Origin of the sequence: Dactylosporangium cerinum (assembly GCF_042653625.1) — a bacterium.
GTDB classification, from domain to species: domain Bacteria; phylum Actinomycetota; class Actinomycetes; order Mycobacteriales; family Micromonosporaceae; genus Dactylosporangium; species Dactylosporangium cerinum.
Genome location: NZ_JBHSIU010000066.1, coordinates 57,211 through 71,587, shown reverse-complemented (window position 1 = coordinate 71,587; position 14,377 = coordinate 57,211). Strand labels below are relative to the sequence as shown.

The 14,377-nt window shown below is 70.4% G+C and carries 15 protein-coding genes; 6 read left to right on the top strand and 9 right to left on the bottom strand.

Features of this window, described 5'->3' with window-relative positions; translation table 11 throughout:
- Positions 1-45 precede the first annotated feature (45 nt).
- The gene (locus tag ACFPIJ_RS42665; RefSeq protein WP_380124487.1) at positions 46-1,158 is read left to right on the top strand and encodes a sensor histidine kinase; all 1,113 of its coding nucleotides are present in this window, start codon (positions 46-48) and stop codon (positions 1,156-1,158) included.
- A complete protein-coding gene (locus ACFPIJ_RS42660; RefSeq protein ID WP_380124485.1) occupies positions 1,155-1,817 on the top strand; it encodes a response regulator in 663 nt (220 codons plus the stop codon). The genes ACFPIJ_RS42665 and ACFPIJ_RS42660 overlap by 4 nt, the downstream gene beginning before the upstream one ends.
- Before the next feature lie 8 nt (positions 1,818-1,825).
- Here the strand turns inward: ACFPIJ_RS42660 and ACFPIJ_RS42655 are convergent, their stop codons facing one another.
- Entirely contained in the window at positions 1,826-2,575 is a 750-nt protein-coding gene (locus ACFPIJ_RS42655) for an MBL fold metallo-hydrolase (RefSeq protein ID WP_380124483.1), read from the bottom strand.
- Between the two features lie 148 nt (positions 2,576-2,723).
- Positions 2,724-3,617, bottom strand: a complete 894-nt coding sequence (locus tag ACFPIJ_RS42650) for a hypothetical protein (protein ID WP_380124481.1) — start codon at positions 3,615-3,617, stop codon at positions 2,724-2,726.
- 31 nt (positions 3,618-3,648) lie between these two features.
- Here ACFPIJ_RS42650 and ACFPIJ_RS42645 point away from each other — a divergent pair, with 31 nt between their 5' ends.
- Both ACFPIJ_RS42645 and ACFPIJ_RS42640 read left to right on the top strand, forming a co-directional pair.
- On the top strand, positions 3,649-3,969 hold the full coding sequence (locus ACFPIJ_RS42645; protein WP_380124480.1) for a hypothetical protein: 321 nt from the start codon (positions 3,649-3,651) through the stop codon (positions 3,967-3,969).
- Positions 3,970-3,982: 13 nt separating this feature from the next.
- Positions 3,983-6,370, top strand: coding sequence for a CHAT domain-containing protein (locus ACFPIJ_RS42640; RefSeq protein ID WP_380124478.1), 2,388 nt, complete (start codon positions 3,983-3,985; stop codon positions 6,368-6,370).
- Positions 6,371-6,493: 123 nt separating this feature from the next.
- Here the strand turns inward: ACFPIJ_RS42640 and ACFPIJ_RS42635 are convergent, their stop codons facing one another.
- The 4 genes from ACFPIJ_RS42635 to ACFPIJ_RS42620 all read right to left on the bottom strand — a co-directional run bounded on the left by ACFPIJ_RS42635 (position 6,494) and on the right by ACFPIJ_RS42620 (position 10,679).
- On the bottom strand, positions 6,494-7,966 hold the full coding sequence (locus tag ACFPIJ_RS42635) for an aspartate-alanine antiporter-like transporter (RefSeq protein ID WP_380124476.1): 1,473 nt from the start codon (positions 7,964-7,966) through the stop codon (positions 6,494-6,496).
- Entirely contained in the window at positions 7,963-9,678 is a 1,716-nt protein-coding gene (locus tag ACFPIJ_RS42630) for a bifunctional aspartate transaminase/aspartate 4-decarboxylase (protein ID WP_380124474.1), read from the bottom strand. The genes ACFPIJ_RS42635 and ACFPIJ_RS42630 overlap by 4 nt, the downstream gene beginning before the upstream one ends.
- Before the next feature lie 25 nt (positions 9,679-9,703).
- The gene (locus tag ACFPIJ_RS42625) at positions 9,704-10,225 is read right to left on the bottom strand and encodes an aspartate-alanine antiporter-like transporter (RefSeq protein ID WP_380124472.1); all 522 of its coding nucleotides are present in this window, start codon (positions 10,223-10,225) and stop codon (positions 9,704-9,706) included.
- Positions 10,226-10,325: 100 nt separating this feature from the next.
- Positions 10,326-10,679 (bottom strand): PRC-barrel domain-containing protein, encoded by a 354-nt coding sequence (locus ACFPIJ_RS42620; RefSeq protein ID WP_380124471.1) that lies wholly within the window; start codon positions 10,677-10,679, stop codon positions 10,326-10,328.
- 171 nt (positions 10,680-10,850) lie between these two features.
- Here ACFPIJ_RS42620 and ACFPIJ_RS42615 point away from each other — a divergent pair, with 171 nt between their 5' ends.
- Positions 10,851-11,285 carry an aldo/keto reductase gene (locus ACFPIJ_RS42615; RefSeq protein ID WP_380124469.1) on the top strand — a complete coding sequence of 145 codons (435 nt, stop codon included), beginning with the start codon at positions 10,851-10,853 and terminating at the stop codon, positions 11,283-11,285.
- A 2-nt stretch (positions 11,286-11,287) separates the two neighbouring features.
- Here ACFPIJ_RS42615 and ACFPIJ_RS42610 read toward each other — a convergent pair whose 3' ends face one another.
- The 3 genes from ACFPIJ_RS42610 to ACFPIJ_RS42600 all read right to left on the bottom strand — a co-directional run bounded on the left by ACFPIJ_RS42610 (position 11,288) and on the right by ACFPIJ_RS42600 (position 13,321).
- Positions 11,288-11,884 (bottom strand): cadmium resistance transporter, encoded by a 597-nt coding sequence (locus ACFPIJ_RS42610; RefSeq protein WP_380124467.1) that lies wholly within the window; start codon positions 11,882-11,884, stop codon positions 11,288-11,290.
- Between the two features lie 169 nt (positions 11,885-12,053).
- Positions 12,054-12,644, bottom strand: a complete 591-nt coding sequence (locus tag ACFPIJ_RS42605) for a hypothetical protein (RefSeq protein WP_380124465.1) — start codon at positions 12,642-12,644, stop codon at positions 12,054-12,056.
- Positions 12,645-12,862: 218 nt separating this feature from the next.
- On the bottom strand, positions 12,863-13,321 hold the full coding sequence (locus tag ACFPIJ_RS42600) for a MarR family winged helix-turn-helix transcriptional regulator (RefSeq protein WP_380124464.1): 459 nt from the start codon (positions 13,319-13,321) through the stop codon (positions 12,863-12,865).
- Between the two features lie 87 nt (positions 13,322-13,408).
- Here ACFPIJ_RS42600 and ACFPIJ_RS42595 point away from each other — a divergent pair, with 87 nt between their 5' ends.
- Entirely contained in the window at positions 13,409-14,356 is a 948-nt protein-coding gene (locus ACFPIJ_RS42595; RefSeq protein WP_380124462.1) for a quinone oxidoreductase family protein, read from the top strand.
- Positions 14,357-14,377 lie beyond the last annotated feature (21 nt).

The window sequence follows — 14,377 nt, the reverse complement described above, 5'->3', positions numbered from 1 at the left end:
ACGGGTTCCGGGCGGTCGCGCCGAGGCCCTATGGTTCTGCCTGGTATGAAGACTGCCTTCCGGAGACCAGACATCCAGGACGCCTTCCTCGCCGTCCTGCTGGTGATCGTCGCTTTGATGGGGTACGACCCGGCGAACTGGCTCCTGGCCGGGGTCTGCGCGGCGGCCGTGGCGGTGCGTCGCAGGTGGCCGATCCCGGCGTTCGCGGTGGCCCTGCTCGCCACCGTGGTGTCACCGTCGGCAACTGCCGACCTGGCCGTCCCGTTGATCCTGTACACGATCGCCGCGCACCGGCGGCGCGGCGTGTCCCTGCCGCTGCTCGGCGCCGGTCTGGTCGTGGCGACGGCACGGTCCGTGTACGGAACTGGCGACGGGTGGCAGTACACCGGGCCGTTCGGCTCCGGCGGGCAGACCCTCCAACCGGAGGAGGGCACGGCCGGGATCCCGGTGCTCGGCGCGCTGCTGGTCGTAGCGTGGGCGATCGGATGGGGCGTGCAGAGTCGGCGAGCGTACCTCGATGAGCTGGCCCGATCCGCCGCACTCGCGGTGGCGGCCGAGCGGGCCCGGATCGCCCGGGAGGTGCACGACGTGGTCGCGCACGGGCTCGCGGTCATCGTCATGCAGGCGCAGGGCGGCGCGGCGGCGTTCGCGAAGCGGCCCGCCGACACCCTGGCCGCGCTGGACACCATCGTGGCGACCGGCCGCGCGTCCCTGGCCGACATGCGGCACGTGCTGTCGTCGCTCGATCAGGTCACGGACGCTGCGCCGGTGCCCGGCCTCGCGGACCTGCCGCGCCTCGTCGACCAGGTGCGGCAGGCCGGGACTCCGGTGGAGCTGCGCGTCGACGGTGCTGCGCGGGCGGTGCCGACGGGGGTGGGCGTGTCGGCGTACCGGATCATCCAGGAGGCGCTGACGAACACCATGAAGCACGCCGGCCCCGGCGCCCGTGCCCGGGTTTCGGTGACCTACGGCGTTACCGAGGTGGTCCTCGAGGCCGTCGACGACGGCAGGCCCGTTGCTGCGGGGACCGGCAATGGGCTGCGGGGCATGCGGGAACGCGTGGCGCTGCTCGGCGGGTCGGTGACCGCGGGGCCGGGGCCTGACGGCGGGTATGTCGTGCGCGCCCGTATCCCCCTCGATCCGGCCGGGCCCGCATGATCCGGGTGCTGCTGGTCGACGATCAGGCGCTGCTGCGGGCCGGTCTGCGGATGATCCTCGAGAACGCCGACGACATGGACGTCGTCGGCGAGGCGAACGACGGCGCCGCGGCCGTCACCCTGGCGGCCGACGCGGCACCCGACGTGATCCTGATGGACATCCGGATGCCCGAGGTCGACGGCCTCGAGGCGACCCGCCGCATCCGGGCCTCACTGCCGGACGGGCCGCGCATCCTGATCCTCACCACGTTCGACCTGGACGAGTACGTGTATTCGGCGCTGCGCTGCGGCGCGAGCGGGTTCCTGCTCAAGGACACCCTCGCCGCCGACCTGCTGTCCGCGATCCGCGTGGTGGCCAGGGGCGACGCGATCGTCGCGCCACCGATCACCCGCCGGCTCATCGAACGGCACATCGGCACGTCCGGCGATCCTCTCCCCCGCACCGAAGCTGAACTGCGGGTCTTGACGGATCGGGAACGCGAGGTGCTCGAGCTGATCGCGCGGGGGCTGTCGAACGCGGAGATCGCCGGCCGGCTGTTCCTCACCGAGGGCACCGTGAAGGGCCATGTCAGCCGCATCCTGACGAAACTCGGCCTCCGCGACCGGGTGCAGGCCGTCATCCTCTCCTACGAGTGCGGCCTGGTCCGCCCCGGCGCGTAACGGGCCCGTCATCCGGCTGTCCTGCGCAGGTAGGTCTCCGCCAGCTGGCGGAGGCGGGTCCGGTCGAAGCTGCGCCCGTGGCCGGGGTGCACGACGGACACGTCGAGGTCGGCGAGGAACTGCATGCTTCGCCGGTACGCCGGCACGTCGGAGTTCGGCAGGTCGTCGATCAGGCCACCGTCGTAGATGATGTCGCCGGAGTACAGCGTCCCGGTGCGCTCCTCCAGCAGGGCGATGCTGCCCGGGGTGTGGCCGGGCAGGTGCAGCACCGTCAGTTCCCGCCCGCCCAGGTCGACCTTTGCGCCGTCGTCGAGCGTGCGGTGCACGGTCATCGGTGCGATGCGGTACGTGGCCGGGTCGTAGCCGGGATCGGGCAGGACGTCGAGCATGAGCTCCGGGACGGGTTCGCCCGCTGCGTCGATCCCGAGTTTGTCGTAGAGCTCGGCGCCGTACAGGCTCGCCGGCACACCCGTCTCCAGGAGCCCCGCCTCGGCAGGGTGGGCGGCCCGGTCGCCGAACTCGGGCGCCCCACCGACGTGATCCAGGTGCGCGTGGGTGAGCACGACCATCGGGTCGCGCGCGAACAGGCCCGGGATCGCGTCCCGCAGCGCTACGACGCCGAGCCCGGCGTCGATCACGATGTCGCGGTCGGTGCCGCGCAACCACCAGAAGTTCGCCGACAGCAGTTCGTTGACGTGCGGTTCCGAGATCCGGATGACGTCGGTGCCCACCTCGGCCCGCGTGTACCAGTCGACCATGCCCGCCAGTGTGCCAGCGCGGGCATCGCCGCAGCGCTACAGGCCGGAGGCCGCCGAGACACTTCGCATGGTCCAACGGCGCTGAGCCGGTGTGCACGATCAATGTCTGGGTGTCGGCTCGGGTCGTGTCCGACGGGGTGACGCCCGGTCAGCGCTCTGCCCCGACGCCCCCGACCGCCCGAGGCCGGGGAAGTCGCAGAATCGCCTGGTCCAGCGCGGTCAGGAGCTCACCGAGCGACGGTGTCCTCGCGCCGACGAGCGTGGCGCCGGGCAGGTCCCAGCGCAGCGTCCGCGGGTCCAGGATCACCGGTTCGGCACCGTCGCGTTGCCGTTCCAGCGCGCGGGCGTCGTCGTCGGAGAGCCGGTCACGGCCGGTTGCGAGGCGGTGCCGCGCGACGTTGCCGGCAAGCGCGGCGGCCAGCATGCGGGCCGCCTCGACGGTGGTGCCGCCCCACCGCGTCGAGAATGTCATCGACAGCCGCAGCGGACCGTCGCCGTGTCCCAGGGTCGTGACCAGGATGACCGCTGCCGCGATCCCGAGCAGCTGGGTGTGCCCGAAGGCGACGTTGGCGACCCAGTCGAACTGGATGTGGCCCGCATAGGCGTCGGGCCGCAGTGCCGCACTGCGGAACTGGGTGATGGCGCCGGCGCCGAACGCGGCGGCCAGGCCCGGCCTCGTGCCGAGGTGATTCGCGCGGTAGATCAATCGGGTGTCGGTAACCAGGATCTCGGCCGGTTCGACCAGATTCCAGGCGAACTCGTAGCGGTTGCCTTCCGGCGCCGACCGGTTGTATCGGGACAACGATGTGTCCGCGAGTCCGCGCCAACGGATGGTTTCGTCACCCGAAAGGCGGACCATGAGATTCGGCCATACCGCAACCGCCGTGCCGTCGTCGATGTCCGGCGGATGTGTGACCTGCCGGCAAATAAGTTCGTGCACGTTCAGCTCATTTCCGCGGCGTCCGGTGCCCGCTGTAATGTAATCGGCGCGACGCGCCCGCAGCAATTGCCGGACGGAGATGATCGTGAATTTGCTGAGCATCAGTGTGCCGACTTCGGTCGGGGACGACCTGGTGGCGAAGGGCCTCGCGCAGAAGCCGCTCGAGGCACGCGGCGCAGATGACGTCGTGCAGTTCGCGGTGACCGCCACGGGCATCGCGGCCAATGCGGTGACGCTCCTCGTCGCGGCCGGTTCGCTCAAGCTGCTGTGGCAGGCGATCATCAGATCGTTCCGGCGGCAGCCGCGCGCGGAGAAACTCCGCATCCAGATCGGTGACCAGGTCGACATCAACATCGACCTCGAATGGCTGACGGCGCAGCACGGCGAGGCGCAGCAGGCAGTGCTGCGCAGTATCGGCGAGTCCTTGACGACCATTGCCGACCGGTCCAACTGACACGAGTCGCCCGATGTCTGGCGAGATTGCGTTATCTGCCGCTGAGCGGGAACGCGCCGAGCGGCAACTGGACGACGCGGCGGACCTCATGGATGAGGGCCGGTTCGAGAAGGCGTTCGCGCTCGCCAACGCCACCATGCGGTGGCTGGAGGAGCGGGGCGCGACCGGTCAGCGGGCCGACCAGTACCTCGGGGTCGCCCATCAGATCCAGGCCGTCTGCCAGGCCGGAATGGGCTCATTGGATCAGGCGATCCACGAATACGGCCTCGCTGAGGATGCCCTGTCCCGGCATCCCGACAACCGCGAGGATCTGGTGCGGATGCTGCACGACCTCGCCGTGATGCTGATCGATCACGATATGCACGCGTTCGGGGTGGAGACGCTCAAGCAGGCAAAGAAACTGGCGAAGTCCGTCGAAGGACCGTATTTCGACGAGATCGCCGAGTACATCATCCGGCTCGAGGACATCGACACCGCCGATGAGACCGGCGAGCCCGGCGACGTCGCCGCCGAGATCGTCGAGCTGCGCGGCATGATCGAGGCGACCAGGAACGCCGATGACCGGGCGGTCGCCGAGGCCAACCTGGCCAGCCTCATTCTCGCCTTCGGGTCGCCGGACCTGCATGCCGAAGGGCAGGCGAGGCTGCTGCGGGCGCTGACACGAATGCGCGAGCAGCGGCAATGGGACAAGTACGTCGCGATGTTCGAGCTCCTGCGGGTCACCCGGCAACGGCCGATCATCCTCGGCAACGGCCTGATCGCTGAACTGCCACGCGCCCTTGACGCCACGTCCGGCCTGGACAACCTGGTTTGGCAGGCGGCGATCTGCGAGACGGTCGCGACGGTGCTGCACACCCAACCGAGCCTGGCCCCGCTGCGGCACCGCAAACTGCACCTCGCGCTGCGGGCCGTCGCGCTGCGCGACACCTCGGCCGCGCGGACCGCGGCGACGGTCGTGCGCGCCATGCAGAGCGCCCGCAGCGGCGACGTGGCGCGCTACGTCGCCCTCACAGAGGCGGCCGACATCGGCGACCGTGGCCTGTTCATCGAGTTGCTCGAGTCGAGTCGCCTGCAGGTCCGTCCGATCGGGCGCATCGCCGACTCCACGGGCACCGGCGACACCAACATGGCCCGCATGGTCGCGCGCACCGGCGCGGTGCGGCTGTCTGCGATCCATCCGCTCGCCGTCGACGGCCCGTCACGGCTCCGCCCGCACTTCCCGCCCGACGCGGTCGAGCCGGCGGACACCGCGCTGTTCGAGATCATCGCCGCCGTCGGCGGTGCCGACGCGTGGTGGTGGGGTGCGGCGATCATCGATCAGCGATACTTCTGGGCGGTCGTGTCGCCGGGTCTCGAGCTCTTCACCGGCTACCGTGACCTCACCGAACCCGAGATTGATCAGCTCACCGCCGCGGCCGGTTCGTTCGACGCGGACGGAGCTTCGATCGCGGAGCTGTTCTGGCGGCCGTTCTGTCGAAGCCCCGCGTCGGAAGAGGCCGCCGCGCTCGCCGTGGGTGAGATCCTCGTGCCCGGGCCGCTGCGTGCCGCGTTGTGGGACGCGACCTCAGTGCCGCAGTGGGCGCCGTCGCTGGTCATCGCGGGCGGCTTTCTCGCCACCCTGCCCGTCTGCCTGCTCGGTTTGCGCGGAGCGGCCGGACGGGTCGAACGGCTCATCGAGAAGGCCGTCCTGCGTTGGGCGCCCCCGGTGCCGGTGGTGCAGGCCGCGGCGGCACAGCCGGTCTACGTTGTGGACACCTACCCCATAGCTCTGGCGTGCATCGACGCGGACGGCACCCTGAGCGTCGCCGCGCAGGCCGAAGGCGCCTACGAGGTCACGCTTCGCAACAGCAAGCGGGTCGACCGCACGTCGCAGCCGGCGTCGCGGGAGAACTTCCTGCGCGCGCTGGCCGCCACGGCACCCGCCGCGCCGAAGATCGCGTTCTTCACCGGCCACTCCGACGCCGGCGTTGCCGGCGTGGACGCCGCACTGCGCCTGGAGGACGGCCTGCTCACCGCCGAGGACCTCACGTTCGGCGCCGGGCTCGCCTTTCCGGCCAGGGTGGTGTTCTCCTCCTGCAGCTCCGGCGGTGCCGTCGGCGCCGGCCGCGGCGAGTGGCTCGGCCTCAGCGCTGCCTGCCTGCTGCGCGGTGCGCGGCAGGTCATCGGCACCGCGTGGCCGATTCTCGATCACCCGGCGACGCTGGCGTTCGAGGAGGACCTCCTCGACGCTCTCGTTGCCGGCGTCGACCCTGCGTCCGCGCTGCGTGCCTGCCAGCTCCGCCGCCTCGCGGAATGGCGGGTCAGCGACTTCGACCTCACCGAGGGCGCGAGGCTCATGCTCCCGTCCGACCTCGCCACCCCGCTGGTGTGGGCGTCGTTCCAGTGCATGGGTGTGTACTGACAGCAGCGACCTTCGCCGGATCAGGTGAGGGCGCCGGTCATGGCCACGACGATGGGGCCGAGCAGGGGTAGCACGACGTTGGACATGGCGTAGACGACGGTGTAGCTCATCAGTGGGGTGGTGTTACCGGCCGCCTGCTGGACTGCGGTGGCGGCCGGGGGTGGAGCACTGCTGCCCGGCCACGGCGCCCAGGGCGAGCGGTGCCGGGAGTTTCAGAAGTTTCCAGGCCACCAGCAGGGAGATCGACGCCGGGATGAGGGTGACCAGGACCCCGACGATCGGCAGGGCGATGCCGTAGCGGGCGATGAGGTCGACGGCCTGCGGGCCGGAGGAGAGTCCGACGGCGCAGATGAACGTGGCCAGGCCCAGTTCCTTCACGACCTGGGCCGCGGCGGGATGGTACTGGCCGTGGCGGGGGTTGCGGCCCCGGAGCCAGCCGAACGCGAGTCCGGCGAGCAGGCAGCCGCCGCCGGTGCCGAGGGACAGCGGGATCGAGCCGAGCGGGATCTCGATGGTACCGATCAGCATGCCGATGATGATGCCGGTGGCGATGGCGATGACGTCCATCTTGATCGCCGGGTCGATGCGGAAGCCGATGCCGGGCAGGAACCGGTTGAGGTCGGCTGCACGGCCGGTGAACTGCAGGGTGTCGCCGGCGTTGATGGGTGTGCCGTCGCGGACCGGCAGTGCGTGGTCCAGGCGGGTGACGCCGGTGAGGAAGGCGCCGTGGCGGCGCTGCGGCGCGATCGTGCGCCGCAGCTCGCCGAGGGTGGCGCCGTCGTACTGCTTGGTGGTGAGCACGACCTGCTGCACGTCGAGGTTGAGGTCCATGCCGGGGATGCCGGAGCGTTCGGGTCCGATGGTCTCGGCGGCGTCGAGGAGCAGTTCCCGGCGGCCGTTGAGCAGCACGACGTCGCCGGCCTCCAGGCGGGTTGCCGGCGTGACGTCGAGGCTGGTGCCGCCGCGGTGGAGCTGCTCGATCGCGACGGCGTCGCCGAGGGACCGTTCCGCCTGTTCGACGGTGCGGCCCGCAGCGGTGGTGACCTCGTGGACCCGGCCGACGATGCCGGGCAGGGCCTGGGTGGTGGTGCCTTCCTCGGTGGCGCCGCCGCCGAGTTTCGCCCACAGTTTCGTCGCCTCGTCGCGCAGGTTGACCCGCATCAGGGCCGGGGCGAACTGGCTGGTGAGCAGCACCACCGCGGACTCGGTCGCTCCGCCGGCCAGCAGCCCGGCGGCGGTGCCTTCGTCGAGGTCGAGCACGAGGGTGGCGCCGGCGACGACGGCCAGGATGGTGATGACCTCGACGACGGTGAAGATGCCGTAGCGCAGGCTGGTCCGGTTGAGGCTGGCGAAGAACGACGGGCCGCTCATGTAGCCGAGGGTGAAGATGAACATGGCGAAGGCAATGTTCTGCACCTGGCTGTTGAGGGTGACGCCGAGCATGCCGACGAAGATGGCGACGATGAGGGTGCCGGCGACGCCACCGAGGGAGATCTTCCAGAATTTGACCTTGCCCAGGGCGAAGCCGAGGGCCAGGCAGACGAAGAGGACGAGACCTTCGACGGAGGTGAGCAGGTCCGTCAGGGCCTGTTTCACCGGGCCGCCTTGGCCGGCTCGATCATGGTGGCCATGCCGCTGGCGAGCATCGCCTCGTCGGTGAAATGCCCGCCGTCGGTGCGAGCCGGGAGCTGGCCGCCGGTGCGTTCGAACTCGGCCTGGTAGTCGCGCATCACGTCGCGCAGCCAGCCGCCGATCTGTTCGTACGCGTCGAAGCGCAGGTTGGCCAGGCTGATCCGCACGCTCCACTCGGGCCCGTCGAAACCGCCGCCGTTGAGCAGCACCACGGAGCCCTTCTCGGCGAGGCGGAAGACCGGGTCGACGGGTTCGAACGTCGCCTGCAGCCAGTCGGCGAACTGGGGGCTGATCCAGCGGCGGGCGTAGTTGAGCACGTCCAGCTCCACGTAGTACCGCGCGGCGAGCGGGTCGTGCGGCAGCGTGACGCCCATGCCTTTGGTGAGGGCGTGCATCCGCCGGTCGATGATGCTGCGGCAGGTCCGCTTGTAGTCGCCGTGCGTGTCGAGGAGGGCGAACAGCGCGAACAGGCCCATCTGCGCCTGCTGGGGCAGCGACAGCCCGGCGGTGTGGTTGAGCGCGACCTGGCGGGAGTCGGCGACGATCCGGTCGATGAACGTCAGCCGGTCCGGTTCCAGGGTGAGCGGGCTGTACCGCCGGCGCAGCGCCGCCGCGCGGTCCTCCGGCAGCCGCGCGAGCTTCTCGTCGAAGATGTTGTCGCGGTTGATGGCGATGACCCCGAGACGCCATCCGGTGGCGCCGAAGTACTTGCTGAACGAGTAGACGCCGATGGTGTTGCGCGGCACGGTCGACAGCAACGACTCGAAGCCGTCGACGAACGTGCCGTAGACGTCGTCGGTGATGATCGTCAGGTCGGGGTTGGTGGTGGCGACGATCGTCTTGATCTGCTCGCGGGCCCGCGCGGCGAGGGCGACCGACGGCGGGTTGGACGGGTTGACCAGGAACAGCGCCTTGACCTTCGGGTCGGCGAGTTTCGCGATCTCGTCCTCGTCGTACTGCCAGGTGTGGAAGCCCTCGTCGTCGTAGCGTGAGGCCCGCAGTTCCACGACGTCGAACCGGTACCGGTCCAGCCGCGGGATCTCCAGGTACGGGGTGAAGATCGGCGTCATGATGGCGATCGTGTTGCCGGGGTCGAGGATGCCGTTGATGACGGTCGAGTCGAACAGGTAGCACATCGCGGCGGTGCCGCCCTCGACGGCGAACAGGTCGAACGGCTGGGCCGGTGCCCGGCCGCCGCAGAGTTCCTGCACGAGGTAGGCGTGGACCACCTGCTCCAGGTGCGGCAGCATCCGGTCCGGTTGCGGGTAGTGGTCGCCGATCACGGCGTCGGTGAGCTCCCAGACCCAGGCGTCGTGGTCGAAGCCGAGCCGCTGGACGCCGTGCTCGACGCTGCCGCGCAACAGATCCGCGCCGGGTTCGGCGGCGTGCGTGGCGAGGAACCGGTCCAGGCGTGCACCGATGCCGTCGCGGGCCGGCATGCCGCCGACGCCCTCCCATTCGTCCCAGTCCCGCCTCGACTCCTCCAGGCCGAACCGGCCGAGCAGGAAGAACGCCTCGCGGGGCGCGGTGGCGACCCAGTTCGGGTTGCCCCGTCCGGCGTTGAGCATGGAGACCGCGTTGGGTCGGGTGATGCCGTCGGCGAGTGCGATGAGCGCGTTCTTGAGTTCGAACGGGCTGAGTGTCTCCAGGCGCTGCTGGTCGGCTCTGCTGGTCATGGCCGCTTCCCCCAGTTCGACGGTGTTAGGACAACAGGGCGACGATGAGCGCGCCCCAGATCGTGAGCAGGGTGTTGCCGATGGCGTACGGGACCGTGTAGCCGAGCACCGGCACCCGGCTCTTCGCCGCATCGCAGATCGCGCCGATCGACGACTGGGTGAGTCCGCCGGCGAGCAGGCCGGAGCCCCACCCCGGTCCGTAGCCCATGGCCCGGGCCATGCCGTAGGCGATGAGCAGCCCGGCGACGCAGCCGACGACCGCGACGACCAGTTGTGGCAGTCCGTCCTTGCGTAACGCGGCGAAGAACTGCGGCCCCACCCGGTAGCCCAGGGCGAACAGGAACCCGATGAACGCCACCGTCTTGACGAGGTCCGGGATGGTGATGTCGAGCTGCCCGACGAGGACGCCGGCGAGGAGGGTGCCGGTGACCGGGCCGAGCACGACGCTGCGGAACCGCAGCCGTCCGACGAGGAAACCCAGCGCCAGGGTCAGGAAGATCGCGAGTTCGGCGTGGTCCTGCAGCGCACTACGGAACCAATGCCACATATCGGGCAGGCTAAGTGGAAAGTGACGATCCGTCCCTGCCACGGGTGGCCGTTCACCTCACCGCTCACCCCGGCGCGCCGGCCGTGCCGCCGGGCCCGGGTCATCGCGGCTGCCGCAGCCACCGCCACGCCTGGTGCAGCCGCTCACGGATCGTCTCGCCCGCCGGGCCCTCCGCGGCCTCGGCCGCGACCGGGTCCTCACCCGGATCGTGCAGCTCGGCACCGGGGACGGTGAGGGTGACGCCGTGCTCGTGCAACCCGTCGACCTGGTCACGGTCGGCGAACACCGCGCCCTTCAGCAGATACTGGGGCCGCACGATCAGGCCGTGGAAGACGTCGCTGTCCACGTCGGCCAGCACGTGCTCCACGACGCCGACCCGGGTCCCGTCGCGATCGAACACCGGCACCCCGATCGGCAGGGCCGAGTACGGCACCGGCGTACCGAGATCCTCCATGCAGACGACATACCCACCATTGCGTGCAACGACCGCAGCGGAGCACGACCGAACTGGTCCACGCCAGCACGCTGTCAACGATCAGGTGTGCTGACGGCGGGGAAGAGCCGCTCGACGGCGGCGACGATGGCCGCACGGCGTGCCGCCAGGAAGGCGTCCCGGTCGCCGGTCGTGTCCAGAGCCTCATCGGCCAAGGCCCACGACGCCGAGCCGCTGCTGCCGGTGGTCGAAGAGCTCGGCATCGGCTTCGTCGCCTACTCCCCGCTGGCCCGCGGCTTCCTCAGCGGCGCGGTCAAGTCCCGCGAGCACTACGGCGCCGCCGATTTCCGTCAGCTCATCCCCTGGTGGGCGCCGGAGAACTTCGACCAGAACGTCGCCATCGTCAGCGAGCTCACCAAGTTCGCCGAGACCAGGGACGCAACCCTCGCACAGCTCGCCCTGGCCTGGTTGCTCGCCAAGAAGGACTCCATCGTCCCGATCCCCGGCTCACGCAACCCCGGCCGCGTCGCACAGAACATCGCCGCCGTGGACCTCGCACTGACCGCCGACGACCTCGCCCACATCGACGCCATCGCCCCCACCGGAGGCATCGGCAACCGCCGGTAGCCCTACAGCCCGAAGGCGCCGCCCTCGACGAGGATGAGCAGGCCGATGCCGATCAGGACGGCCGGCATCAGGATGTGCCCCCACCGGCTGAGCGCCCTGGCGATCACGGGGCGGGTGGCGAAGTACCGGCCGGCGGCGACCCAGACACCGACCAGAACGAGGAAGACGGCGACGTAGACGCTCATGCCGCCGGTTCCCGCGGTGGCGAACACCGGCACGTAGACACCGATGTTGTCGCCGCCGTTGGCGAACGTCACCGTGGCAACCTCGAGGACCTTCGGCCCGTCCGACCCGGCCCGGGCTTCCTCGTCGGCGTCGCCGCGGTGCCGCCACGCCTGCACCGCGGCCTTGACGCCCAGCCCGAGCGGGAGCAGCCCGAGATAGGGGATGACGCTGTCGGGCAGGAACGTCGCGCCGAACGCGGCGGCCACGGCGGCGACCAGAATCGCGGCGAAGCCGAGGTACTGCCCGATGGCGATGTTCCTCGTCGAGCCCCGGTGACCGGCGCCCTGAGCGAAGAACAGGGCGAGGACGAGCAGGTCGTCGATGTTGGTGACCGCGAACAGGCCGGCCGCCTGGCCGATGATGCCGAGGTTCATGACCGCGCCGGGCTCAGCGGCCGGCGTGCGGTGCGGGCGCGTTCGAGCACGATGACCTCCTGGCAGGCACGGTCGAGCACGTCCCGCCGGCGGCTACGACGGTAGCGATCAGCGTTGCTCCTGTTCCGCAGGGGTCACAGAGCGGCAGCCTGGGGTTTCCAAACTCCGCCTAGCTGCGCATGAGGTCGAGGAATCCGGCGGCGTCCGGGAATGGGGCATTCTCCGGGAAGCCGCCCAGGTAGACGACGGCCTCCTCGTCCTGACAGTACGAAAAGCCATCCAGGGCCGGGCCGACCACTATGACGTTGCCGCCGCGTCGCCAGGCGGCGTACCGCCATGAGTACCGGCCGATGGCGATCCGCGTGCCCTCAGTCCTGACGTCACACTCCGGTGTACCGAGCCGTTCGGCGAACCGATCGATGGCGACGTCCACGTGTGCCGCGAACTCCTCGCGGCCTGCCCCCCGCTGGCTGGTCCAGCCGGGCAAGGAGCCCCAGAAGTCATCTGGCCACAGCTCTCCGCCCACACCGTAGGAGTGGGCGAACGGCATGTAGAGGCAACGGTCGCCATGGACCACGTGACCGGCGGCAGTGACGAAGCGGGCCTCGTCGATCGGTATGTCCTCGTCGGACCATCCGAGGCGGCGCAGCGCCCGGTCGGTGACATCCGGATCGTCCCACGGCAGGTCCGCCAATTCGATGAGCTGCCCAGCCAGCTCGGGACCGATCGGACACCCGGCGACATAGCTCTCGACGACCATCTCGTCCTCGCCGCTGTCCGGCAGATGATGTGCTGACACGACCCCGATTCTCCGAACGCTTGCCCTGCCGGGCAAACCAAGCACCGATTCCGTCCGGGACTCAGGCTCCACCCCGGCGGCGTCCTGCGCACGGCGGTACCGCTCAGCCGAGATGCCATGACGGTGAGGCCGAGGACGGCGAGCAGCCCGAGGGCAGCCGGTTCATGACCGCGCCGGGCTCAGCGGCCGGCGTGCGGGGTGGGCGTCTGCTCGACGAGGGTGGCGATGGCCCGGTCGAGCAGGTCGCAGAGCTGCCGGTGCTCGTCGGTGGCGAACCGGTCGGTGAGCGCGCGCTCGAGCACGATGACCTCCCGGTAGGCGCGGTCGAGCACGTCCCGGCCGGCGTCCGTGAGCGTGGCGATCATGACCTTCGCGTGCACCGGGGAGGGGCGGCGGCCGATCAGCCCCTTGTTCTCCAGGCCGGTCAGGACGGTGGCCATGCTCTGCTGGGTGACCCCGCAGGCGCGGGCCAGCTGGGCGCCGGACATGCCGTCCTCGCGGGAGAGCGTCAGCAGCACCGTGTACTGCGTCATGGTCAGCCCGTACCCGCGCAGCACGGCCTCGTGGTGGGCCATCAGCGCCTGTTCGGCGCGCCGGATCCGGGTGCACAGGTACTCCTCCACCGGCACGTCGACCATGTCACAATCTCCTCAGTTGACTCAGCTAGTTGATACAGCCTAGATTCCGAGTATCAGGATACTGAGTCACCACAGAAGGTTGAAACCATGAGGGCTGTTGTGCTGGACGCCGACGACCGGTTCCGCGTCGAGGAGGTCCCCGAACCCGTGCCAGGTCCCGGGCAGGTCGCGATCCGGGTCGACTACGCCGGCGTGCAATACGGCGACGTGCTCGTCCGCGCGGGGCACTTCCCGATTCCCCGCCCGTTCGTGCCGGGCTTCGAGGCCGCCGGCGAGATCGTCGCCGTTGGCGAGGACGTGCCCGGATCGCGCGTCGGCGAGCGGGTCACCGCGCTGATCGGTGGCGGCGGGTTCGGCGAGGTCGTCATTGCGCCGTCGGTGCTGGCAATCGCCGCACCGCACGTCGACCCGCGCACCGCGGCCGGCTTCGGGTGGGTGACCCCGACCGCCTACGACCTGATCAACACGGTCGCCCGGGTCCGCACCGGGGACAGCGTGCTGATCCACGCCGCGGCCGGCGGCGTCGGCTCACTGGCCGGGCAGTTCGCCCCCGCCGCCGGCGCGCGCCGGCTGGTCGGCGTGGTCGGCAACCCCGACCAGGTCGAGCACGCCCGCCGGTCCGGCTACCAGGAGGTGCTGGTGCGTGCGGAGTTCCCCGACGCGCTCGGCGATGAGCGGTTCGACGTGATCCTCGATCCGATCGGCGGCCAGACCCGCCTGGCGAACCTGGCCCGGCTGGCCCCGCACGGCCGGATCGTCGTCTACGGCAACATCGCCACCTTCGAACCGGTCACCGTGTCGGCCAACGACCTGCTGATGCAGGGCCAGTCGCTGCTGACGTACAACAGCAACCTGGCGAGTCAGACCGACCCGCAACGGCTGGCCGACAGCGCCACCCGAGCGATGGCACTGGTCGCCGACGGTTCGGTGCGTATCGACATCACCGCCGAGTACGACCTCGCCGACGTCGAGACCGCGATCGCCGACCTGGCAGGCGGGGCGACCCACGGCAAGAGCATCGTCCGCGTCGGGTGACCTCCTGCCGCTGACCCGGTG